This is a genomic window from Pantoea sp. GW821-FHT03E06 (genome assembly GCF_059420725.1).
The window spans coordinates 1801503-1824598 of record NZ_JBWKUG010000001.1; the positions used below are offsets into that span (position 1 = coordinate 1801503).

At 55.0% G+C, this 23096-nt stretch carries 26 protein-coding genes; 11 read left to right on the forward strand and 15 right to left on the reverse strand.

Going from position 1 to position 23096, the window contains the following annotated elements:
* The first annotated feature begins 47 nt into the window (after nt 1-47).
* From AC07WB_RS08400 to AC07WB_RS08415, 4 genes are all read left to right on the forward strand, one after another.
* Nucleotides 48-287 carry a DUF1289 domain-containing protein gene (locus AC07WB_RS08400; RefSeq protein ID WP_097097546.1) on the forward strand — a complete coding sequence of 80 codons (240 nt, stop codon included), beginning with the start codon at nt 48-50 and terminating at the stop codon, nt 285-287.
* Between the two features lie 72 nt (nt 288-359).
* Nucleotides 360-1256: an aldo/keto reductase gene (locus AC07WB_RS08405; RefSeq protein WP_494940306.1), complete on the forward strand. Its 897-nt coding sequence runs from the start codon at nt 360-362 to the stop codon at nt 1254-1256.
* A gap of 81 nt (nt 1257-1337) precedes the next feature.
* Nucleotides 1338-1856, forward strand: a complete 519-nt coding sequence (sodC, locus tag AC07WB_RS08410) for a superoxide dismutase [Cu-Zn] SodC (RefSeq protein ID WP_400455589.1) — start codon at nt 1338-1340, stop codon at nt 1854-1856.
* Nucleotides 1857-1986: 130 nt separating this feature from the next.
* Nucleotides 1987-2454, forward strand: coding sequence for a hypothetical protein (locus AC07WB_RS08415; protein WP_494940307.1), 468 nt, complete (start codon nt 1987-1989; stop codon nt 2452-2454).
* Here AC07WB_RS08415 and AC07WB_RS08420 read toward each other — a convergent pair whose 3' ends face one another.
* From AC07WB_RS08420 to AC07WB_RS08430, 3 genes are read right to left on the reverse strand one after another with little or no spacing between them, the layout of a single operon-like run.
* The gene (locus AC07WB_RS08420) at nt 2455-4455 is read right to left on the reverse strand and encodes an FUSC family protein (RefSeq protein ID WP_494940308.1); all 2001 of its coding nucleotides are present in this window, start codon (nt 4453-4455) and stop codon (nt 2455-2457) included.
* A 7-nt stretch (nt 4456-4462) separates the two neighbouring features.
* Nucleotides 4463-5320, reverse strand: coding sequence for an efflux RND transporter periplasmic adaptor subunit (locus AC07WB_RS08425; RefSeq protein ID WP_097094084.1), 858 nt, complete (start codon nt 5318-5320; stop codon nt 4463-4465).
* Nucleotides 5321-5326: 6 nt separating this feature from the next.
* Nucleotides 5327-5563 (reverse strand): DUF1656 domain-containing protein, encoded by a 237-nt coding sequence (locus AC07WB_RS08430; protein WP_097094083.1) that lies wholly within the window; start codon nt 5561-5563, stop codon nt 5327-5329.
* A 151-nt stretch (nt 5564-5714) separates the two neighbouring features.
* On the opposite strand from AC07WB_RS08430, the gene slyA reads away from it, so the two are divergent.
* Nucleotides 5715-6152, forward strand: a complete 438-nt coding sequence (slyA, locus tag AC07WB_RS08435) for a transcriptional regulator SlyA (RefSeq protein WP_007892783.1) — start codon at nt 5715-5717, stop codon at nt 6150-6152.
* Between the two features lie 40 nt (nt 6153-6192).
* On the opposite strand, the gene slyB is transcribed toward slyA, so the two are convergent.
* The gene (slyB, locus tag AC07WB_RS08440) at nt 6193-6660 is read right to left on the reverse strand and encodes an outer membrane lipoprotein SlyB (RefSeq protein ID WP_097094082.1); all 468 of its coding nucleotides are present in this window, start codon (nt 6658-6660) and stop codon (nt 6193-6195) included.
* Between the two features lie 273 nt (nt 6661-6933).
* Between slyB and anmK the strand changes: the two genes are divergently transcribed.
* The 5 genes from anmK to pdxY all read left to right on the forward strand — a co-directional run bounded on the left by anmK (nt 6934) and on the right by pdxY (nt 11403).
* Nucleotides 6934-8055, forward strand: coding sequence for an anhydro-N-acetylmuramic acid kinase (gene anmK / locus AC07WB_RS08445; RefSeq protein ID WP_097094081.1), 1122 nt, complete (start codon nt 6934-6936; stop codon nt 8053-8055).
* Between the two features lie 9 nt (nt 8056-8064).
* The gene (locus AC07WB_RS08450; protein WP_097094080.1) at nt 8065-8394 is read left to right on the forward strand and encodes an MliC family protein; all 330 of its coding nucleotides are present in this window, start codon (nt 8065-8067) and stop codon (nt 8392-8394) included.
* A 22-nt stretch (nt 8395-8416) separates the two neighbouring features.
* Complete coding sequence (gene pdxH / locus AC07WB_RS08455) at nt 8417-9073, forward strand: pyridoxamine 5'-phosphate oxidase (RefSeq protein ID WP_097094079.1); 657 nt, start codon at nt 8417-8419, stop codon at nt 9071-9073.
* Nucleotides 9074-9212: 139 nt separating this feature from the next.
* Entirely contained in the window at nt 9213-10487 is a 1275-nt protein-coding gene (gene tyrS / locus AC07WB_RS08460; RefSeq protein ID WP_494940309.1) for a tyrosine--tRNA ligase, read from the forward strand.
* Nucleotides 10488-10539: 52 nt separating this feature from the next.
* Nucleotides 10540-11403 (forward strand): pyridoxal kinase PdxY, encoded by an 864-nt coding sequence (gene pdxY / locus AC07WB_RS08465; protein ID WP_176519181.1) that lies wholly within the window; start codon nt 10540-10542, stop codon nt 11401-11403.
* A 174-nt stretch (nt 11404-11577) separates the two neighbouring features.
* Here pdxY and gstA read toward each other — a convergent pair whose 3' ends face one another.
* From gstA to dtpA, 3 genes are all read right to left on the reverse strand, one after another.
* Nucleotides 11578-12183 carry a glutathione transferase GstA gene (gstA, locus tag AC07WB_RS08470; protein WP_097094076.1) on the reverse strand — a complete coding sequence of 202 codons (606 nt, stop codon included), beginning with the start codon at nt 12181-12183 and terminating at the stop codon, nt 11578-11580.
* A 100-nt stretch (nt 12184-12283) separates the two neighbouring features.
* Complete coding sequence (locus tag AC07WB_RS08475; RefSeq protein WP_345826803.1) at nt 12284-13165, reverse strand: LysR family transcriptional regulator; 882 nt, start codon at nt 13163-13165, stop codon at nt 12284-12286.
* A 151-nt stretch (nt 13166-13316) separates the two neighbouring features.
* The gene (gene dtpA / locus AC07WB_RS08480; RefSeq protein ID WP_345826802.1) at nt 13317-14822 is read right to left on the reverse strand and encodes a dipeptide/tripeptide permease DtpA; all 1506 of its coding nucleotides are present in this window, start codon (nt 14820-14822) and stop codon (nt 13317-13319) included.
* A 653-nt stretch (nt 14823-15475) separates the two neighbouring features.
* On the opposite strand from dtpA, the gene AC07WB_RS08485 reads away from it, so the two are divergent.
* Nucleotides 15476-16165, forward strand: a complete 690-nt coding sequence (locus AC07WB_RS08485) for a CTP synthase C-terminal region-related (seleno)protein (RefSeq protein ID WP_097094073.1) — start codon at nt 15476-15478, stop codon at nt 16163-16165.
* Nucleotides 16166-16507: 342 nt separating this feature from the next.
* Here AC07WB_RS08485 and AC07WB_RS08490 read toward each other — a convergent pair whose 3' ends face one another.
* The 8 genes from AC07WB_RS08490 to rsxA are packed head-to-tail and all read right to left on the reverse strand — an operon-like array spanning nt 16508 to nt 23018.
* The gene (locus tag AC07WB_RS08490) at nt 16508-16663 is read right to left on the reverse strand and encodes a hypothetical protein (RefSeq protein WP_494940310.1); all 156 of its coding nucleotides are present in this window, start codon (nt 16661-16663) and stop codon (nt 16508-16510) included.
* A 26-nt stretch (nt 16664-16689) separates the two neighbouring features.
* Nucleotides 16690-17325 carry an endonuclease III gene (gene nth / locus AC07WB_RS08495; RefSeq protein ID WP_400455608.1) on the reverse strand — a complete coding sequence of 212 codons (636 nt, stop codon included), beginning with the start codon at nt 17323-17325 and terminating at the stop codon, nt 16690-16692.
* Nucleotides 17322-18023 carry an electron transport complex subunit E gene (locus AC07WB_RS08500; protein WP_097094071.1) on the reverse strand — a complete coding sequence of 234 codons (702 nt, stop codon included), beginning with the start codon at nt 18021-18023 and terminating at the stop codon, nt 17322-17324. Before AC07WB_RS08500 ends, nth begins: the two co-directional genes overlap by 4 nt.
* Nucleotides 18016-18651 (reverse strand): electron transport complex subunit RsxG, encoded by a 636-nt coding sequence (gene rsxG, locus AC07WB_RS08505; RefSeq protein WP_494940311.1) that lies wholly within the window; start codon nt 18649-18651, stop codon nt 18016-18018. Before rsxG ends, AC07WB_RS08500 begins: the two co-directional genes overlap by 8 nt.
* 2 nt (nt 18652-18653) lie before the next feature.
* Nucleotides 18654-19712: an electron transport complex subunit RsxD gene (rsxD, locus tag AC07WB_RS08510; RefSeq protein WP_097094069.1), complete on the reverse strand. Its 1059-nt coding sequence runs from the start codon at nt 19710-19712 to the stop codon at nt 18654-18656.
* Complete coding sequence (gene rsxC / locus AC07WB_RS08515; protein WP_494940312.1) at nt 19713-21866, reverse strand: electron transport complex subunit RsxC; 2154 nt, start codon at nt 21864-21866, stop codon at nt 19713-19715.
* Nucleotides 21859-22437: an electron transport complex subunit RsxB gene (rsxB, locus tag AC07WB_RS08520; RefSeq protein ID WP_097094067.1), complete on the reverse strand. Its 579-nt coding sequence runs from the start codon at nt 22435-22437 to the stop codon at nt 21859-21861. The genes rsxC and rsxB overlap by 8 nt, the downstream gene beginning before the upstream one ends.
* Nucleotides 22437-23018 (reverse strand): electron transport complex subunit RsxA, encoded by a 582-nt coding sequence (rsxA, locus tag AC07WB_RS08525; protein WP_007893776.1) that lies wholly within the window; start codon nt 23016-23018, stop codon nt 22437-22439. The genes rsxB and rsxA overlap by 1 nt, the downstream gene beginning before the upstream one ends.
* Nucleotides 23019-23096: the final 78 nt, after the last annotated feature.

Below are 23096 nucleotides of genomic sequence, written 5' to 3' on the forward strand. Positions count from 1 at the left end.
ATCAAGCTGTGATCGCTGTGCAACCAGATGTTAATTCCGGAGTGGATGTGGCCGAACAATTAGAGTTCTTTCCTGTTCCCAGCCCGTGCCGTGGCATTTGCCAAAGTGATGCGCGTGGCTATTGTCGTGGTTGTTTGCGCAGCCGGGAAGAGCGCTTTAACTGGATGAAACTCACCGATGCGCAAAAGCGAGATGTGCTGCGTTTATGCCGTCAACGCTGGCTGCGGTTGCATCGCCAGCAGAAACTCGATGAAGATCATGATCCGCAACAACCAGAGCTGTTTTAACAAAGCGCTGGATTGCCGTTCCGTTATACTCCTGCTTTCGCCATCTGGATTTGTGATTGAGGGAGTTTAACCATGTTACAACCGCAACTAATTGCACCGCAGGGACCGTCTTTTTCACCGCTGATTGCGGGCTACTGGCGCTTGATGGAGTGGGGCATGACGCCACAGCAGGTCGTGCAATTCATTGAGCACCATCTTTCTCTCGGGGTCACCACCGTCGACCACGCCGACATTTATGGCGATTATCAGTGTGAAGCCGCCTTTGGCGCTGCGCTGCGGCTGGCGCCGGGATTACGCGAAAAACTGCAGATCGTCACCAAGTGCGGTATTGCAACGCGTGCAAAACCAGAACACCGTATCGGTCACTACATTACCGAAGCCAGCCATATTCTGCACAGTGCCGAAAACTCGCTGCGTCATTTCAATACTGATTACCTCGATCTCCTGCTCATTCACCGTCCCGATCCGTTGATGGACGCGGATGAAATTGCCCAAGCCTTTGTTGCACTGCATCAGAGCGGCAAGGTGAGCCATTTTGGCGTTTCTAATTTCACGCCTTCCCAATTCACACTGCTGCAATCGCGCTTACCTTTCAGTTTGGTCACCAACCAACTGGAAATTTCACCGCTGGAGCAAACCGCGCTGCTGGACGGTTCGCTCGATCAGTGCCAGCAGGGACGTATTCGCCCCATGGCATGGTCGTGCCTGGGCGGCGGCCGACTGTTTAACGATCCGCATTATCAACCGTTGCGTGATGAGCTTGAACAGGTGAAGCAGGAAATTGGCGCGCGCAATATCGAGCAGGTGGTGTATGCGTGGGTGATGAAACTGCCAAGTCGTCCACTGCCGATTATCGGCTCAGGTAAAACCGAACGCGTTACCGAAGCGGTGGCAGCAAGCCAGTTAACGCTTGATCGCCAACAGTGGTTCCGTATTCGTAAAGCCGCAATCGGCTACGATGTGCCCTGAAGCGTAAAACTGCGTCAAATTACGGCAGCCTGGATGAAAGCGGTCCAGGCTTAGTGAGTATCTCAACCGTAAGGAGACGTTATGAAGAAAACCCTGATTGTTATGCTTGCTCTGGCCTGCGCCGCTGGCGCGCAAGCTGCCTCTGAAGAAGTCACGCTGCATCAAACCACGGCGCAAGGCATTGGCGCGGCCATAGGTAAAGTCACCATTAGCGAAACACCCTATGGTCTGCAATTTACGCCCGCCTTAACCGGCCTGAAGCCGGGCATTCATGGTTTCCATGTGCACGCTAAAGGTAGCTGTGAACCGGGTGAGTCCGATGGCAAAACGGTAGCGGCCGGCGCGGCGGGAGGACACCTCGATCCGCAAAACAGCGGCAAACATCTTGGGCCGTATGCTGATGGGCATCTGGGCGATCTGCCCGCGCTGTTCGTCACGGAAGAGGGCAAAGCGGATTATCCCGTGGTTGCGCCACGCATCAAATCTCTAAGTGAAATCAAAGGTAAAGCGTTAATGGTGCACGTTGGCGGTGATAATCATGCCGACCATCCGCAACCGCTCGGCGGCGGCGGGGCACGTTTCGCCTGCGGCGTCATTTAACGGCTAGGGCGGCAGCGCCTTGTCGCCCTCATTAACCGCGCCTGAAAAAAGTTGACCCATTTTGTTGCTACTCTCTGCGTTTTTTCCGTCCTATGATATTGATTCAGGAATAAAACGTGCAGGGGCAGGAATGAAAACGCGTGGGATGATGCTGTTATGTTTATTGTTGGTAGGATGCGATCAGCCGAATGACACGCAGCTGCGTCTGGATGCCAGCCGGCAATTGCAGCGCACCATCGATACTAATCCGCTACGCAGCAGCTGTGAAAATATTGCCCGCGGTCGCGAATGGTTGACTCAGCACACCGTTGAGCGTCTAAAAGCCCAGGGCTGTGAAAATGTATTTCGTAGCGCCACCGAAACCAATTTTGTCCGCAGTGAAACGTATCGTCATGCAATGACGGTAGTTTGTGGTGCCATTGAGGGTAAAAGTTTCACGGGGAGCACGCTGAATCGACGTTTTATCTACTCTTCTGAAGAGAAGGCGCTGGTGATCGAGCCCATGTCCGATCAGGATAAAACCCGGTTTGAAGGGCAGAAATCGCTGCAACAGCTGCAGGACGATTTCAACCGTCAAACCAGCCAGTATTGCCAGTGATCAATCCGGTACTGCCTGCGCTAACTGTGCAAGTGAACAGCGCAGCCGCCACAAAATACCGGCCAGAGTGTTGGCTTCGCTCTCCGGCTGCCGTTGAAGCTGATCAATCATCGTTTCCAACTCATCCAGCGTGGCTTGTAACGCAGTGTGATGTACGCCACGCAGGCTCATAATGCGCTGTAAATCCTGCAGGCCGCTATCGCGCATCTGAGTTAAGGTCGCGGATGCGGGCTGCCATTCGCGGAGTTGCCAGACAATGTGCGAACAGTTCAGCAGCACCACGCCCCAGCGCAATAGCCAGACTCGTGCCTGCTCATCGCGGCTACTGCTTAGCTGACTAATGTGGTGATAAATCTGCGATTCAAAATGGCTTTCACTCAGCCGTGGATGGCGACGTAACTGATCGAGGAAGGCATGACGCAAGGCGCGAATATGGCGACGGCTGCGGCGTGCATCGGAACTGGGACGCAATACCTGAAAGGCTAACCACGCTAATAATACCCCGCACACTTTGGCCAGATTATCATTCAGGAAGCTTTGAAAATCCCAATCCGGCGGATTGGTAACGGCAATAAACGATCCCATAAAAACAATAAATTGCCCCCACATGCCTGCGCGCTTCTTCTGCTGCAATTTGAATAACTGCAAAGTGATGAGCAGCGGGAAGAGCACCAGTAAAAATTGCCACAGCGCGCTAATCTGTACCATCAGGCCAAACTGCAGCACAAAGCTAAACACGGATAGCCATAGCAAGGTTTTCAGCAGAAGCGATACGCTACCACTCGGCGAAGGCGCGGAGGAGTAGAGCACGCAGGCAATCGCCGTCAGCGTTAGCGCGGCAGCGCCTGAATCCCACTGGGTGATGATCCAAAAGGCGCAGCCGAGCATGATCACGCTAAAAGTGCGTAATGCGCTCCAGCCGGCTTCTGCGCTATCACTCTCGCGCGCCAACGAAGGGGCATATGGCGGCTGGAAGCGGGTATCAGCGTCGGCGCGTTCAATCAAACGAATCCACCGATTCACATTGAGGTATACCCAGCAGAAATAGCGCAGGCGCTGTACAAAGGCGCGCTGACGAAAATCGCCGGTTGCGGGCGGCGTAATGCCGCGCAGGATCAGCGCCAGCCGGTACTTATCACACTGCGGTGCGGCGAGCTCTTGCAACAGCTGAGACATCGCATTGTAGAGTTCCGGTGGCGCATCGGGCCAGTTCAGCAGCATCCGGCGCAGACTGGAAAGGACGCTGGTAAGTCGCAGTTGCTGATGAAGCACATAGTTCAGCACGTTGTTCTGCCGGCGGAAGCGGTAATGACTCCAGAATGCCTGGATACGCAGCAGGTTCATCGTCAAAATCTGGCTGATGACATTCTCATGGGCGGTACGGACGTTATCGGTGCTGCCCTGCTGCAATAGCAGCACCGCATGATCCAGCAGGCGCGCATGCATCTGGCGCAGCGAACTCATCAGTGCGCTGCCATCAGACGTACTGGGCAGAATCATCATCATGAGTCCGGCGCACAGAATGCCTGAGATGACTTCACAGACACGCGCCTGGGCGATATCCCACAGCTGGGTCACGTCGGTGATATTTACGCTGCTAAAGGCAATAATAGCGGCGGTGTAGCCCGCCAGCGAGAACGCATAAGCGACGTTATTTTGGTAGTGATTGGCAATCCAGGTGCAAAATGCCAGCCAGCCGGCCATGAAAAAGGCAAATAGCCAGGGTTCGTTTAGTGTATGCCCGGCAATCAACAACGCTGCTGAGGCACCAAGCAGGCTGCCGACAATACGTCCCAAACTTTTACTGATCGCACCGCCAACGGTGGGGAAACTCACTACCGCCGCCGAGGTCATCGCCCAATAAGGCTCGTCAAGTTGCAGCGCATAGGCGATGGTCAATGCCAGGCACATCGCAATAGCGTTGCGCAACGCGTAGCGCCACTCGCCACCGGTTGCTTTTATCCAGGGTAAATTTTGCCAGGCCAGCCACTGAAAATTCATCGCGGCCTCAGTGGGCAATAGAAATGGTGCAGGTGGTGCCTGCGACCAGCGCCATGCCATCCGGCAGCGCGTCCAAACGAATACGTACCGGCACGCGCTGCGCCAGACGCACCCAAGGCACGTTGGGCTTAATATCGGGCACCAGGCCACCATCGCTGGCGACGCTCTGGTCATAAATCGCACGGCCAATACTTTCCACCTGGCCTTTTAAGCGTGCGCCGTTGCTGTACAACACAATGTTTGCCGCCGCGCCGGGTTGGATGTGACGCAATTTAGTCTCTTCGAAATAACCCATCACGTAATAAGAGTGGCTATCGACTAATGCGAACAGCGGCGTGCCGGCGCTGGCATAGTTGCCGGTGCGCAGCGTCAGGTTGCTGATCCAGCCATCGGTGGGCGCGGTGATGGTCGTTTGATCGAGGTTCCAGCGCGCCTGATTGAGACTGGCCTGCGCAGCTTTCGCTGTGGCTGCCGCCGCATTGGCAGTTAAGCGCGATGCGTCCATATCCTCCGCTGAAATCACATTGCGCGGCAGGCTCGCACGGCGATTAGCTTCATGCTGCGCCTTGGCGAGATCGGCTTGCGCTTTAGCCAGTTGCGCTTCGGCGTTCGCCTCGGCAATCTGCCATGGCACGGGATCGAGCTTGAGCAGCGTGTCGCCTTTGTGCACAAACTGATTATCTCGCACCTCAAGCGCCACAATGCGTCCTGAAACTTCGGGCGTGATATCAACCAGTTCGGCGCGCACTTTGCCGTCGCGCGTCCACGGCGATTGCATGTAGTAATTCCACATCCACCATCCCGCGAGTAAAGCCAGTGCAAAGATCACTACGGTTGAAAAGTATTTAAAAGGGTTGAATTTCATAGTGATTTATCCGAGGCTCAGTAACCACAATGCGCTCGCAACGCAAAGTACAAAGAGGGAAAGATCCATTAACGTGGGATGCCAGACATCGCCGGAGTACATCCAGCCACGCAATAGCGGGTGGATCAGCAGCCAGAAAAAGAAACCGAGCAGTACCGCTTTAAACAGCGGTGGAAAAAATAGCGAGGCGCCGAAAACCAGATCGGTTAGCGGTGCGCTGGTGGAAAAAGCGGTTAGGGACACGTGTCATCATCCTTTTTGACCGGGAATCATCTCAATAGAGTCTAGACAGCAAGCGTATCGTCCGGGGTGGGATTTGTAATTTGCCCTGTAAACTCGCAGAATAGTGTAAAATCTGGCTTAATAGCTAGCAAGCTAATTATAAGGAGATGCAATGGATACGCCCTTGGGAACCGATCTATCTCGCTTAGTGCGCATTTGGCGCGCGTTAATCGATCAGCGTTTGAAACCGCTCGAGTTGACTCAAACACACTGGGTAACGTTACACAACATTCATCAACTTCCGCCAGAACAGTCGCAAATTCAGCTGGCAAAGGCGATTGGCATTGAGCAACCTTCGCTGGTGCGCACGCTGGATCAGCTGGAAGAGAAGGGGTTAATTACGCGCGCTACCTGTGCCAACGATCGCCGTGCTAAGCGTATCAAACTGACCAAGCAGGCTGAGCCTATCATTGAACAGGTCGAAAATGTGATTGATGCGACGCGCGATGACATTCTCTCCGGTATCAGTCTGGAGGAGATCAATCAGATGGTGACGCTGATTGCGCGATTGGAAAAAAACATTCTCGAATTTCATAACCGCGAGAAATAAAAAAACCGACGCCCAGCGTCGGTTTTTTTTATCTGCCTGCTTAACGCGGAGAAACGGTAACCTGGCTGCCGTTGGAGGCCATCACAACGCGCTGACCCACCGAGTAACGGCTGGCGGCCTGCTTCTGAACCACCATGATGGTATTGCCATCATCCTTGCGGATCTCCAGCTCAACACCGTCAGATTTGTTGACTGCACCCTGAACGCCCTGACCGGCTACGCCACCGAGTACTGCACCGCCCGCAGTCGCCAGACTGCGTCCCGCACCGCCACCAATGGTGTTACCGAGGAATCCACCCAGTACCGCACCACCAATCGCGCCAATCACATTGTTCTCATCGCCACCCTGGATTTTTACCGGACGAACCGATACCAGCGTACCGTAAGAAACACTTTGTACTTGTTTGGCTTCGTTGGCACTGTAAACGTCCCCGGAGAGGGTGTCGTTGTTGGCACAACCTGCCAGAGTTAAGCCGGCTAATGCCACGGCTACATAACGCTTAATCATCAGAACGCTCCTTAATGCAAAATAACACCATGTTCTCATCCTGTACTGCAAAGAGTATAAGACAGAAAGCTAGTAATTGACGCTAAGTCCGAACAAAACGCGGCTGGGCGAAGCATAGACCATCTCCCCTCAACAAAAATTCAATTACATGACGAAAATATTTCTTCGCTGGAATAGATGGCGCAGTGACGCTGAAAAGCGGAATTTTATCATAGAATTAGCCTGTGTAATTTGCCAGGCTTAACCCAGATGATGTTAAGGGAGTGAACCGCGATGAAATCAGGACGCTATATCGGCGTGATGTCTGGAACCAGCCTTGATGGTGTAGACGTGGTGCTGGCAGCGATTGATGGCCAGATGGTGGCGCAGCAGGCCAGCTACTGCCATCCCATACCGCAGGACATACGGCAGCAGGTGTTGGCGATTTGCCAGGGACAAACGCTCACGCTATCGCAACTTGGGCAACTCGATACGCGTTTAGGCAAGCTGTTCGCCGACGCAGTGTTGACGCTGATGAAGCAACAATCGCTCGAGGCCAGCGACATCATGGCGATTGGTTGTCACGGGCAAACGGTATGGCATGAGCCGCAAAGCGATGCGCCGAATACCCTGCAAATTGGGGATAACAATCAGATTGTCGCCGCCACCGGGGTTACGGTGATTGGTGATTTTCGCCGTCGTGACATGGCGCTGGGTGGGCAGGGCGCGCCGCTGGTACCGGCCTTTCATCAGGCGCTGCTAATGGATAGCGTAGAGCGCCGCATGGTGCTGAATATTGGTGGCATCGCGAATCTCTCCCTGCTGATCCCCGGGCAACCGGTACGCGGCTTTGACACCGGTCCTGGCAATATGCTGCTTGATGCATGGATTTGGCGCAATAAAGGCCTGCCTTATGATAAAGATGCGGCCTGGGCGCGTAGCGGTCAGGTGGTTCCTGCACTACTGGAGTTGATGCTGAGCGATCCCTGGTTTGCATTGCCGCCGCCGAAAAGTACCGGGCGTGAATACTTCAATCTCGGTTGGATCGAACAGCAATTGCAGCGTTTTCCGGCGCTGGCTCCTCAGGACGTACAGGCCACACTCAGTGAACTCACGGCTCTGACCATTGCGCAACAGGTGCAACTTAATCACGGCTGTGACCGTTTGATGGTATGCGGCGGCGGCGGTCGGAACCCTCTGCTGATGGCGCGTCTCTCAGCGCACCTGCCAGGCACTGAAGTGGGTAGCACCGACGAAGCGGGCATTCGCGGTGATGATATGGAAGCATTAGCATTTGCCTGGCTGGCGTTTCGCACGCTGAATGGTTTACCGGGAAACTTGCCGGCAGTAACCGGCGCACAACAAATGAGTGTATTGGGCGCGATTTATCCGGCCAATGCCCGACCAATACGTTAAGAGGTGAACATGAAAAAAAGGGTGATAGTGCTGACGAGCATTGCGATATTAAGCGGTTGCGGCATGCTGCATAAACCAGAGCAAACGCCGCAGCAGTTGCATTACCAGTGCGGCACGCTGCCGCTGACGGTCACGCAAGATAACGCAAAGCAGCAGGTAAGCTTTATTCTTGATGGCAAACCGCTGACGCTGACACAAACCGAAGCCGCATCCGGCGCGCGCTACAGTGATGGTACCTACGTCTTCTGGTCAAAAGGCGATAGCGCTTTTGTTGAACGTAACAACAAAATCGTGATTAATGATTGTGCATTGCAGAACGCGGATACGTCCGTTAAGTAAACGTCAGAGAATGAGAAACAGCATGAGCGACAGTGACAGCTTGCAAAATATTGCCCATCTGCGTCGTGAATACACCCGCGGTGGGCTGCGACGTAAAGATTTGCCAGAAACGCCTCTGGCGCTGTTTGAGCAGTGGTTGCAGCAGGCCTGTGCTGCACAGCTGCCCGATCCAACGGCGATGACGGTGGCTACCGTTGACAGCAGCGGTCAGCCGTATCAGCGTATTGTGTTACTCAAGCACTACGACGATAAAGGGATGGTGTTTTACACCAACCTTGGCAGCCGCAAAGCGCTACAGCTGGCTGAGAACCCGCGCATCTCGCTGCACTTCCCGTGGCACTTCCTGGAACGTCAGGTGATGGTGCTGGGTGAAGTGGAAAAACTGTCGCCGCTCGACGTGCTGAAGTACTTCAGTAGCCGCCCGCGCGACAGTCAGATTGGCGCCTGGGTGTCGAAGCAATCGAGCCGCATCTCGGCACGTGGCGTGCTGGAAGGTAAGTTTCTCGAACTCAAACAGAAATTCCAGCAGGGCGAAGTGCCGTTGCCAAGTTTCTGGGGGGGTTACCGCGTTAAATTTCATACCATGGAGTTCTGGCAGGGCGGCGAACATCGCCTGCACGATCGCTTCCTCTACCAGCGCACAGAAAATGGCTGGACGATTGACCGCTTAGCCCCGTAAAACTACGTTTTAACGCCTTTCAACGCTGGCGCAGTTGGCGTCAGCGCTTTATGCTATAGCCCTCTTTTTTTTCGTCTCCGCGCGTCGGCGGAAAGCTGTGTACCAGCCAAGGTGCAGTCTGATCAATTTGGAGTCAGTGATGACCAGCAGTAACCTGATACAACAATTGCAAGAAAGGGGCTTAGTCGCCCAGGTAACGGATGAAGAAGCGTTAGCAGAGCGACTGGCGCAAGGGCCAATTGCACTCTATTGCGGCTTCGATCCGACCGCTGATAGCTTGCATTTGGGCCATCTGGTGCCGCTGCTCTGCCTGAAGCGTTTTCAGGATGCCGGACACAAGCCGGTCGCGCTGGTGGGTGGTGCCACCGGCTTGATTGGCGATCCCAGCTTTAAAGCAGCAGAACGTAAACTCAACACCGCGGAAACCGTGGGTGAGTGGGTAGATAAAATCCGCAATCAGGTTGCGCCATTCCTGAGTTTTGATTGCGGTGATAACAGCGCCATCGCGGCTAACAACTATGACTGGTTTGGCGGCATGAATGTACTGACCTTCCTGCGCGACATTGGCAAGCACTTCTCCGTAAATCAGATGATCAACCGTGAAGCGGTGAAACAGCGTCTGAATCGCGAAGATCAGGGTATTTCGTACACCGAGTTCTCCTACAACCTGCTGCAGGGTTATGATTTTGCCGAACTGAACAAGCGTCACGATGTGGTGCTGCAGATTGGCGGTTCCGATCAGTGGGGCAACATTACATCAGGTATCGATCTGACGCGCCGTCTGCATCAGCAGCAGGCTTGGGGGTTAACTGTACCGCTGATCACCAAATCTGACGGCACCAAGTTCGGCAAAACCGAAGGTGGCGCGGTGTGGCTGGACGCGAAGAAAACCAGTCCGTACAAGTTCTATCAATTCTGGATCAACACGGCGGATGCCGACGTTTATCGCTTCCTGAAATTCTTCACCTTCATGAGTATTGAAGAGATCAATGCGCTGGAAGAAGAAGATAAAACCAGCGGTAAAGCACCGCGTGCGCAATATGTATTGGCCGAGCAGGTGACGCGTCTGGTGCATGGCGAAAGCGGTTTGACGGCGGCGCAGCGTATTACCGAAAGCCTGTTCTCAGGCAGCCTGAGCGCAATGACCGAAGCTGACTTCGAGCAGCTGGCGCAGGACGGTATGCCAACCATTACGCTGAATGCGGAAGACGATCTGCAGCAGGCGCTGGTGGCAGCAGAGTTGGTACCATCACGCGGTCAGGCACGCACCATGATCGGTTCTAACGCGGTATCACTTAACGGTGAAAAGCAGTCAGATGCTGAGTACCGCTTCAGCGATAGCGATAAACTGTTTGGACGCTTCACGCTGTTGCGTCGCGGTAAAAAACATTACTGCCTGATTAACTGGCAGTAAGCGTTGAGGGCCGGCAACCGGCCCTTTTTTCATGGCAAGGCAGTACAGGGCAATAATGAAAAATATCCTCGCAATTCAATCTCACGTTGTTTACGGACACGCCGGCAACAGCGCCGCCGAGTTCCCGATGCGCCGCATGGGCGCAAACGTTTGGCCGCTGAATACCGTGCAATTTTCTAATCACACGCAGTACGGTCACTGGACCGGCACCGTGATGCCTGCTACGCATTTGACGGATATCGTCAAAGGTATCGCTGCTGTCGATCGTTTAAAAACCTGTGATGCGGTGCTGAGTGGCTATTTAGGCTCGGCCGAGCAGGGCGAACAGATCCTGGAGATCGTGCGTCTGGTCAAAGAGGCGAATCCGAAGGCATGGTTCTTCTGCGATCCGGTGATGGGTCATCCGGAAAAAGGCTGTATCGTGGCACCGGGCGTGGCGGAATTCCATTGCAAAATGGCCTTGCCTGCGAGCGATATTATCGCGCCAAATCTGCTCGAGCTGGAAATGCTCAGTGGACATGAAGTATCCAATATTGAGCAGGCGGTGGTTGCCGCGCGCGAATTAATCGCGGTGGGCCCGAAAGTGGTATTGGTTAAGCATCTGGCGCGCGCCGGACGCCGTAGTGACCGTTTCGAAATGCTGCTGGTCACCGCCGATGAGTGCTGGCACATCAGCCGTCCGCTGGTGGACTTTGGTGTGCGTCAGCCGGTGGGCGTGGGCGATCTTACCAGCGGTCTGCTGCTGGTCGATCTGCTGCACGGTAAGTCGCTGCAGGATGCACTTGAGCACATCACCGCTGCGGTATATGAGGTGATGCTGAAAACCCACGAAATGGGCGAGTATGAATTGCAGCTAGTGGCGGCGCAGGACGCAATTGCTAAGCCGACCCAACATTTCTCAGCCGAAAAGCTTTAAGCGCACACATTGTAGCGGCGCAGTTCATTGCGCTATAAATCGCGCCGCTACAGAATGTGCGGTGATTTAATGCCGCTCAGTTAGGCGTGAATCGGGCACCATGCATGGCGCCCCTGGGTGGATATAGCCGGATTTTCGTAGGGTGCGCGTTCATGCGCACCCTGGCATCAATGTTTACACCAAACCTTCTGCTTTCATCGCCGCTTGCACCGCAGGGCGCTCCGCGACGCGGCTAAACCAGGTTTCCAGCGCATCCAGTCCACTCAGATTCAACTTGATAGCTTTAGCCCAGCGGGTCACCACGAACAGATAGACATCCGCGACGGTGAAGCGCAGCCCTAACAGCCACTGCTTATCCTGCAGCGCCTGATTCACCGCCTGATACTTTTTCTCCAGCTGTGCACGCACAATGTTTTTGTACTCTTCTGGCGTATCCGAGCGAAACAGCGGGCTGAAACTCTTGTGCAATTCGCTACTCACAAAGCTAAGCCACTCCAGGGTGTGGTAGCGCGTCAGGCTGCCCGTCGGCGCCAACAGATTGCGATCCGGTTTGAGGTCCGCCAGATACTGCACAATAGCCACACCTTCCGTCAGTATGCTGCCATCATCTAACTGCAGTGCCGGCACTTGTCCTTTCGGGTTTATTTGCCAGTAATCGTCTCCCTGCTCGGTAACTTTCTTTTGCAGATCGACATTGACCTGCGTAAAGTCCAAATCGCATTCAAGCGCGACGATATGCGGTGAAAGTGAACAGGCTCCGGGCTTGCAATAGAGTTTCATCGAGGCTTCTCCTGAAGTGATGTTGCGATCGAGGTAGCATAAGTCTGCCCGCTATTTTTACCAATGATCGCGTTCAGGATTTGCGGTTATCCTTCAGCTTTTATTCAGCAAAGCAGGGCAGTAACGGCAGCTTTTCGAGCGCAAAATCCCAAAAATGCCGGACTTTGGGCGTCATATTTTTAACACGTTGTGTCACCAACTGTACCGGCAACGGTGCGGGTTCCCACTCAGGCAGTAAATGCAAAAGCTTACCATCATGGATATCGTCAATAACCTGATACGACAATAAACGACCGATACCCTGGCCGCTACGCAGGGCCTCCAGTTGGCTCTCCACATCATTTACACGTAGACGCGGCGCAATACGCACCCGCAAATCCTGGGCGAAACGCCATTCACGCGTATGACGCAGGCTCGTCACGATGGCATGTTGCGCGAGCTCAGTGGGATGCGTTGGCGTTCCAGCTCGTGTTAGATACTCAGGACTAGCAACCAGCGTTGAACGTACGCTGCCAACCTGACGCGCCACCATCGAGGAGTCTTGCAGCTCGCCGATTCGCAGGGCGATATCCAGAGCGTTTTCGATCAGATCCTGATAACTGTCGCTCAGCACCACTTCAATCTGCATTTCCGCATGCCGCTGCAAGAAGGCGTTGACTAAGGGCATAACGTGCCGGCGACCGAACTGCACCGGCGCCGTTACCCGCAGCAGGCCGTGCAGGCCACTATGATGAGCGCTGTCCACGGCACGCTGATAGTCACTTAGCAAACGTTGTGCCTGTTCAAACAGCTGCCAGCCGGCTTCCGTTGGTGCCAACTGGCGCGTGGTGCGCTCAATCAAGGTCGTTGCAAGACGCGCTTCGAGCGTATTCAGCGTACGGGTAATAACCGGTGGCGATCGCTGTAATAGACGCGCGGCACCCGCCAGGCTGCCTTGCTGAATGACAGCAACAAATACCTCTAGCTCATCAAACCTATCCATGATTGTTCCCGTCTGGTAACCGTGAGCTGTCATGATGAAGTTAAGTGAGTGAAAAGCGAAGCGTTGACGGCAGAAAACGTTAAAGGGGATGCGAACAATGGGAAGATGAGAGAGTGGGTGAAAAAAAGCCGGGACATGCCCGGCTCTGATTTTACTGATTCGCGTTAGCGCGTTTCAGTTCAGTTTGTTCATCATCCTGTGTCATGCGATTAAGCAGCGGCGCAGTGATCAACATCAGAAGAGCGATTGCGCCGGTGGCGATACCAATCTGCTGGAATACCTGGCTGTAAACGGCCAGCGAAGCGTGCGGGTCGGTTACGTTTTCGGGCACTGCCATCAGATTAGCGACTTTACCGGCAATCATCGCGGCACCGGCGGTAGTCAGGAACCATGAACCCATGATAAAGCCCATCAGACGCTGAGGGACCAGCTGCGCCACCATCGCCAGGCCCAGGCCGGAAATCATCAGCTCGCCAATACTCTGCAGGGCGTAGCTAATAATCAACCAGTTAACAGAGACGATCCCGGCGTCATTGGCAAATTTGGCACCAAACGGCAGCACCAGGAAAGCACCTGAACACAGCACCATACCGATGGCAAATTTGTGCGGCATCGGCATTTTGTCACCCAGCTTGTTATACACCGCGGCCAGAATCGGACTCGCCAGCATAATCCAGAACGGGTTCAGCGCCTGGAACTGCTCTGGCTCAAAAGTGATACCAAGAATCGCGTGTTCAACGTTGCGGATAGCAAAGAAGTTGAGTGAGGTTGGCATCTGCATATAGAGCACGAAGAACACAATCGCTTCAACCATCAGCAGGAAGGCGACAATCATCTTACGACGTGCAGCGCCCTTGAGAGCAAAGGCTTCTTTAGCGAAGATCACTACGATACCCGCGGCAATCACGCCCAGCGTCATGCGTGCGATGCTCTGGTGATGCAGCAGCCAGGCCGCCAGCGCAACCAACGCCACTACGCCGACCAGCGTCATCAGTAATTTACCCATCTGCAAGGGAGCAAAATCAGGCTTGGAGCCGTAATTCTTCACCAGACGCTGGCAGAACAGGAAGTTCAGCAGAGTGATGACCAGACCCACCACGGAGAGCGAGAACGCCGCGCCCCAGCCATATTTTGCCGCCAGCCACGGTGTCAGCATCATGGAGAACAGCGAACCAATGTTGATCGACATGTAGAACATGGTGAAAGCACCGTCGAGGCGCGCATCATCTTTCTCATAGCAGGTCGAAAGCAGGGAGGAGGGGTTCGCTTTGAACAAGCCGCTACCGACGGCGATGGTCGCCATGCCGATATAGACCATTGAGGTGTCATGGCCGGAGAAAGCGATCAGTGCGTAGCCCAGCGCCAGTACAATAACGCCCAGCACGATCACACGTTTGGTGCCCAGCACTTTATCACCGAGCCAGCCGCCAATGGCGACTAAACCGTAAACCAGCGCGCTAAACGAGGTAAACAGCGTAATGGAGTCCGCTTCGGACATCCCCAGCTGCTTCACCAGGTAAACCGCCATAATGGCCTGTAGGCCGTAGTAGCCAAAACGTTCCCATAGCTCGATGGAGAAGATCAGATAAAACGCTTTGGGTTGCTTAAAAGCGTTGAGGCTTGGCGCCCCTTCAGTGTGTTTGTTTGCAGTTGACACATGTACCTCAGTTTATACATAGCCTGTTTTGCGACAGGAATTAAGTCTGCGTCGGGCTGGGTAATCCCGCGCAACATTGTTATTAGAAAGGAAAAACGGCGACTAATTTGGCTGAATCAGTCCATCAGGGCAAGCATTTTCTGCACGCTGAAATACTTGCTATAGGTAGGGTTAATGCCGTTATACAAAGTTGTAAATCAGTGTTAAATCTTGCTGTGCGGTATTATATCAGGAGAAAGATGCTAAATGGAGATCTGGAAGCGCTTTTTCCTGATATAAACTGCTTCTGCGCTGTTTTTTGGAATATAACGCTAAAGTACGTAATTTATACCAATTATTTTATTGTCTATGCTCACAATGTAAGCACAATAGATTGATTGATGAGCATATTAAGCAGTCAAAAGATTCCAGAACGCTAATTAATTGATCCTGCGCACAAAACCACGAATTAATTAAATCGGCAAAAGAAGTAAACGTTTGCGCCGCTGGCGATTGTCGAATATTTCCTCACCTTAAGGCGGTTTATACCGCATAAAGATGCTGCTTTAAACGCAATGCGTGGAAACGAAAGGCAGAAAATGAAACCGGTTTTGCTATTTAGACAGCGTGGCAACTTTGCTGTAACCTCCTTTTTTCCCTGAAAGGACGTAATCATGACGCAGTCGATTCGTGTCGCCCTGATTGGCGATTACCGTGCAAATGCCGTAGCACATCAGGCTATTCCTCCCGCTATACAACTTGCCGCACAAGCCCTTTCCCTGAACGTCAACGCAAACTGGATTGCCACGCCTGAACTCGAGCAGCATAACCTCGCCGACTACCATGCGATTTGGCTGGTGCCGGGAAGTCCTTATCTTAATGATGAAGGCGTGTTTGCCGCGCTGCGTTGGGTGCGTGAAAGCGGAAAGCCTTTTCTGGGATCTTGCGGGGGCTTCCAGTATGCCATCGTGGAGTACGCGCGTAATGTGCTGGGCTGGGCAGATGCCTCGCATGCCGAAACCGATCCTGCTGGCCGCTGGGTGATTGCGCCGCTGGCCTGTTCGCTGGTGGAACAGCGCGGTACCGTTAGCTTCCAGCCAGACTCACGCATTGCGCGTGCTTATGGCGCCCTGCAGAGTGATGAAGGCTATCACTGCAACTTTGGCGTTAATGCGGAATTCAGTGATGCACTGGCGACACAAAATCTACGGGTGACTTCCTGGGATCTTGAAGGCGACGTGCGCGGCATTGAGTTAACCGATCACCCGTTCTTCGTCGCCACGTTATTCCAGTCTGAGCGGGCGGCGCTACAAAATCGGTTATCGCCGCTGGTGGTCGCCTGGCTGCAGGCCGCCGCAGGCTAAACCTACACCTGACGACAATCGCGTAAAGCAGCCGTAAGGTCGCCATTCATGGCGTAATGCTCGTCAGTTAAGCGTGAATCGGTCACCATGAATGGTGACCCTACGTGAATATCGCCGGGTTTTCGTAGGGTGCGCATTCATGCGCACCTGCATAAACAGGCATTTTTTTGCTTAAGTGAGCGGCATTACGCCATTCATGGCGACCGTTATTACAATAGCTGTAACAACGGCTTACGATCCCGGCCCGATTGATGATAGCAGTGGATCGCCTCGCGCCATTGTGCCAGCGGGAAAATCTCTACCTCACCGCAATCACTGACACGTAACAGCGGCCAAAGCGCCTCAAACAGCCGCCGTGGGCAGCGCTTGCCAAATCGATTGCCCGATGTCCCCGCCGACCGCATCAAACACGATATCGCAGTGCCGCGCGGCGATGGCGATGTCTGCACGCTGGTTTTCGAGCAAGGAAGCAATGCCTAACGCTTGCAACCAGCGCACGATTTTGCGTGGCTATCGGCAGCGTGTCACAGGTCGGTTTTGGCGTCGAACTCACACAAATCTTCGATCAGGCAGGATCCGCAGCGCGGTTTACGCGCCACGCAGGTATAGCGGCCATGCAAAATTAGCCAGTGATGACAATCAACCTTAAACGCGGCTGGTACCACTTTGAGCAGCTTATCTTCCACTTCCTCGACATTCTTGCCGGGGGCAAAACGGGTGCGATTGCTGACGCGGAAAATATGGGTGTCAACGGCAATGGTCGGCCAGCCGAACGCGGTATTAAGCACCACGTTGGCGGTTTTGCGGCCCACGCCCGGCAACGCTTCCAGCGCCGCGCGATCTTCCGGCACTTCGCCAGCGTGTTGCTCCAGCAAAATGCGGCAGGTCTTGATGACGTTTTCGGCTTTGCTATTAAACAGGCCGATGGTTTTGATGTATTCCTTCACGCCATCGACGCCCAACGTCAATATGGCCGCCGGCGTGTTCGCCACCGGATAGAGCTTAGCGGTGGCTTTATTGACGCTCACGTCTGTCGCCTGTGCGGAAAGCAGTACCGCGATCAGCAATTCAAACGGCGAGCTGAAGTTCAGTTCGGTGGTTGGATGCGGATTCTCATCGCGCAGGCGCGTCAAAATCTGGTGACGTTTCTCTTTATTCACACCACTTTCCCGGCTGCGCCCTGCGGCTCTACGTCTGGTGCTGCGGCGCGAAGGGCCGCGCGCTGTTTCATCTTCTGATCGATCAGGTATTTACCCGCCAACAACATGCCAAGGCCGATAAAGGCGCCCGGCGGCAGCATCGCCAGTAGCATCGGTGAATCAAAATGGACGACTTCAATGCGCAGCGCTTTGGCCCACGGGCCTAGCAGCTGATCCGCTCCGTTAAACAGCGTGCCGCTGCCAATCAGTTCGCGAATCGACCCCAGCGTCACCATCGCGCAGGTGGCGCCCATGCCGATGGCAAAGCCATCCAGCGCGGACAATGGAATGCTGCTTTTTGACGCAACCGCTTCGGCGCGGCCCACCACGATGCAGTTGGTGACGATGAGCGGGATGAAGATGCCGAGCGACTGATACAAACCGTATGCATAGGCATTGATCAGCATCTGCACGCAGCTCACCACTGACGCAATGATCATGACATAAATAGGAATACGGATTTCCGCAGGCACCCAGCGGCGCGAGGCTGAAATTGCGCTGTTGGTGATGGTCAGCACCAGCGTAGTTGCCAAACCCAGGCCTAAGGCGTTTGTGGCGGTAGAGGTGACCGCCAGCAGCGGACACAGGCCGAGCAGCTGGACCAGCGCAGAGTTATTTTTCCACAGTCCGCCGACCAGTAAATTTTTGGCTTCACTCATTTGCATCTCCACATTCAGGCAACGAAGCGAGCTTCGCTGGCAGTGTTTCAATTAGCAGCGCGGTGCGCTTAGTGGCATTCACCACGGCGCGAGGCGTAATGGTTGCGCCGGTAAATTGGTCGAATTCACCGCCGTCTTTTTTCACCGCAAAACTTTTATCATCTGCACCGTGGATCACCTTGCCGTTAAAGCTGTTGATCCAGTCGGAAATACGCAGTTCGATTTTATCGCCGAGCCCCGGCGTTTCATGATGCTCAACAACGCGCACGCCCAGCACTTTGCCATGGAAATCGGCACCGACTAACATCTGAATCGCCCCAGAATAGCCATCTGGCGCGGTGGTCTCAAGCGCCGCCGCCACCGGTTGGTCGCCTTTACGCGCGATATAGAGATGGTGCGGCTTATCATTACCGAGCGCCACGGCATCAGTCACCAGAAAACACTCTTGCTGGATGTGATTGTCGTACAGATCGGTCGGCACCACCTGATCTAACAGATTTTTCTGTTGCAGTGCAGTTTGATGTTCTACCGTGGGTTTCGTGACATAGTTAACCACCGCCGTCACGCCGGTGGTAATCACAGCAAAAGCTGCCAGCGTTACCGCATTTTTACGAATAGCCTCGATCATCTTCAATCCTTGCGATGGCCGTAAACGCGCGGCTGGGTGTAGTAATCAATCAGCGGCACACAAATGTTAGCCAGCAATACAGCGAAAGCGACGCCGTCCGGATAGCCGCCAAAGCTACGAATCAGCCACACCAGCAGGCCAATCAGCGCGCCGTAAACCAGGCGTCCGCGATTAGTGGTCGATGCCGTTACCGGATCGGTAGCAATAAAGAACGCACCCAGCATGGTGGCGCCGGAGAACAGGTGAATCAGCGGTGAATTCAGCGATTCCGGCGCGAACAGCCAGCCGAGCGTGGCGCAGAACGCCAGCGAAACCAGGAAACTTACCGGGATATGCCAGCGAATGGCATTTTTTGCCAGCAGCAATACGCCACCCAATAAATAACCGAGATTAATCCACTGCCAGCCCAGGCCGGCTAACACGCCGGTATAGATTGGCTCGGCCAGCAGCTGTTCGGCGCTGTGTCCGGCACGCAGACCGGTTTTGAACGTATCCAGCGGTGTCGCCTGGCTAACCCCATCAGCGCCGAGCTGCAGCTGCTGCATGGTCTCACCGGCCAGCGTGTGGTGGGTGAAGATCATGCTGAGCGAATCCATCAGACCGGGCTTGATGGCCTGTAAGCTATCAGGCGGCAGCCAGCTGGTCATCTGCACCGGGAAGGAGATCAGCAGCACCACGTAACCAACCATGGCTGGGTTGAACGGGTTTTGCCCCAAGCCGCCGTACAGCTGTTTGGCGATAACGATGGCGAAAATCGTGCCTAACACCACCAACCACCACGGCGCGAGCGGCGGCAGGCTGATACCCAACAGCAGCGCGGTAAGCAGAGCAGAGTTATCAGACAGGGTTGGCACCACCGGAGCTTTGCGCAGGCGCAGAATCGCCCCTTCGGTTGCCCATGCGGTGGCGATGGCCAGCAAAACCTGAATCAGGAATCCAATGCCAAAGAAATACCACTGTGCAGCCATGCCCGGCAGCGCGGCGAGTACCACCAACAGCATGATATTGCCGGTGCTGCGGCGGTTGTGGGTATAAGGAGAACTTGCAATACGAAAAGCCATTTATTCCTCAGTCGTCGAAGGCTGCTGCTGCGCTTTACGCGCTTTGGCACGGGCGACCGCAGCGGCAATCGCCGCTTTACGTGGGTCGGCGGGGTCAGGAGAGGCAGCAGCCTCCACTTCAGGCGGTGTTGATACTTCTGACGGCTGCGCGGCAGAAGCCGCCGCCTTTTTGGCTTTAGCGCGGGCAATCGCCGCTTCAACTGCGGCTTTGCGTGGATCGACTTCGGGTTCAGCCGCCGGTGCGACTTCGGCCGGTTGCGCGGCGGCGGCCTTTTTAGCCTTAGCGCGGGCAATCGCCGCTTCAACCGCGGCTTTGCGCGGATCGACTTCCGGTTCAGCCGCCGGTGTGGCTTCGGCCGGTGGCGCGGCGGCGGCCTTTTTAGCCTTAGCGCGGGCAATCGCCGCTTCAACTGCGGCTTTACGCGGATCGACTTCTGCCTCCGCGGCCGGCGCTATCTCAGCTGGTTGCGCTCCGACTTTTTTGGCTTTAGCGCGCGCAATCGCCGCTTCAACCGCAGCTTTGCGCGGATCAACAGCTTGTCGGCTCAGCGCCTGAGTTTCGGCTTGTTTCTCGGCCTGCTGGGCTAAGGCCTGAGCGTGACGTGCTTCGCGTTCGGCGGCATCTTGTTCCGGCGTTTTTTCCTGACGTGCTTTAATGCGTGCCACGGCAGCATCGCGTTCACCCTGATCGCTACTCGCCACGCGCTGTTTAGCCTGCTCATGGCGGGCTTCACGCGCCTGTTTTTCACGTTCTAAACGCATCTGCCGCGCTTCAAAACGGGCCTTCGCTTCGGCGGTGCGCTGCGCCTCGAGGTCGATAGCGCGCAGTTCAGCTTTCTCCTGGCGATAATATTGCACCAGCGGAATGTTACTTGGGCAAACATAGGCGCAGGCGCCACACTCAATGCAGTCATCGATATGGTGCGCGCGGGCTTTGTCGTGATCGCCGCCCTGGCTATACCAAAACAGCTGCTGAGGCAGCAGCTTGGCCGGGCAGGCATCGGCGCAGGCACTGCAGCGAATGCAGGATTGTTCTTCCTGATCGTTGCCCATTTCGCTGGCGGAAGGGGCCAGAATGCAGTTGGAGATCTTCACCAGCGGCACATCCAGCGATGGCAGAGTAAAGCCCATCAACGGACCGCCCATGACCACCATCTGACGTGATCCTGGCGTAAAGCCTGCGTGCTGCAGCAGGTGGCTAACCGGCGTACCAAGCCGTCCCCACACATTGCGCGGGCGTGCCAGCGCTTCACCGGTCAGCGTTACCACGCGTTCGGTAATCGGTTCACCATCAACGATGGCGCGCTTCACCGCCCAGGCGGTGCCCACGTTCTGCATCAGTACACCGATATCGGTGGATCGTCCGCCGTGCGGGACTTCGAGTCCGGTCAGAATTTGCGTGAGCTGTTTGGCGCCGCCGGACGGATATTTGGTGGGGATGACGCGAATTTGCAGTTCACGATCGCCGCCTAAGGCCTTTTTCAGCGCGGCAATCGCCTCTGGTTTATTATCTTCTATGCCGATCAACACCCGCTCAGCCTGCAGTACCCAGGCGAGAATTCGACAACCTTCCAGCACTTCTGCGGCGCAATCCTGCATTAAGCGATCGTCGGCGGTAATATACGGCTCGCACTCTGCAGCATTGATGATCAGCGTTTTGACGCCGCGCAGGCCGCCGCGCAGTTTGGTGGCGGTGGGGAAGCCCGCACCGCCCAGACCAGCAATACCGGCATCGTGGATACGCTTAACGACGTCTTCACGTGAGAGCGCGCGATAATCGGGCTGCGGATCGAGCGTGGTCCAGCGGTCTTCGCCATCGGCGCGCAGGAAAATGCACAGCTCCGATAAACCGGAAGGATGCGCCGTCATATGTGGCGCAATAGCTTCGATGGTGCCGGAGGTCGGCGCGTGCACCGGCAACATGCGTCCGCCGCCAAACGTCAGCGGCTGCCCGCGCAGCACCTTGTCACCGGGTGTGACACAAATTTCGCCTTCATGGCCAATATGCTGTTTCAACGGAATAATAAAGCGTTCAGGCAGCGGTAGCTGGCTGAGCGGCGTACCGTTTGACTGGGTTTTCATTTCCGGCGGATGGATGCCGCCCTGAAAATCCCACAGTTTCTCTTTGCGGAACAGGTTGAACAAATTAAGCATGGGTTTCTACCGGGATCACCCGTACAGGAATGGTGTCGAGATTCCACTTCCAGTTGGCCGTGGTGGTGGCAACCGGGCGCATCTCAATACAGTCGGTTGGGCAAGGCGCAACGCAGAGGTCGCAGCCGGTGCAGACGTCGCTCAGCACCGTATGCATAGCGCGCGTGGCGCCTACAATGGCATCAACCGGGCAAGCCTGAATACATTTGGTGCAGCCAATGCAGTTCGCTTCATCGATCCACGCCACGGTACGGATCGGCTCCAGTACCTCGGCACCGCCGTCCAGCGGTTGTGGTTCAACGTTGAGCAGCGATGCCAGCTTGAGCATGGTTTGCTCGCCACCGGGCGCACATTTATTGATTGCTTCGCCGTTATTACCCACCGCATCCGCGTACGGGCGGCAGCCGGGATAGCCGCACTGACCACACTGGCTCTGCGGCAGAATGGCATCAATCTGCTCAACAATCGGATCTTCTTCCACCTCGAAGCGACGCGAGGCGTAACCGAGCAGGGCGCCAAACACCAGGCTCAGCGCCGCGAGTACCGCAATAGCAATCCAAATCGCGGTCATTAGAATTTCACCAGCCCGGTGAAGCCCATGAAGGCCAGCGCCATCAAACCTGCAGTGATCAGCGCGATCGAATTGCCTTTGAACGGTGCAGGGACGTTAGCCAGCACTAAACGTTCGCGCATGCCGGCGAATAACACCATCACCAGCGAGAAGCCGAGTGAAGCACTGAAGCCATACAGCGCGGCCTGCAGGAAAGTGTGGTTCAGGTTGACGCTCAGCAGCGGCACACCCAGCACCGCACAGTTGGTGGTGATCAGCGGCAGGAAGATGCCCAGTAAACGATAGAGCGACGGACTGGTTTTACGCACCACCATTTCGGTGAACTGCACCACTACCGCGATGACCAGGATGTAGGCCATGGTACGCAGATAAACCAGATCGAGCGGTACCAGGATCAGATGATTCACCAGCCAGGCGCAGATCGCCGCCAGCGTGATCACGAAAGTGGTGGCAAGTCCCATGCCAATGGCCGTTTCCAGTTTTTTTGACACGCCCATAAATGGGCAAAGGCCGAGGAATTTGACCAACACGAAGTTGTTCACCAGCACGGTGCCAATAAAGAGAAGTAAATAATCGGTCATTTTTTAACCTGGGAAGCCGAAAGGCGTCTATTATCCGGAATTGAGAGGTGCATCTCAACCTTCACGCCGTTTGTGTGG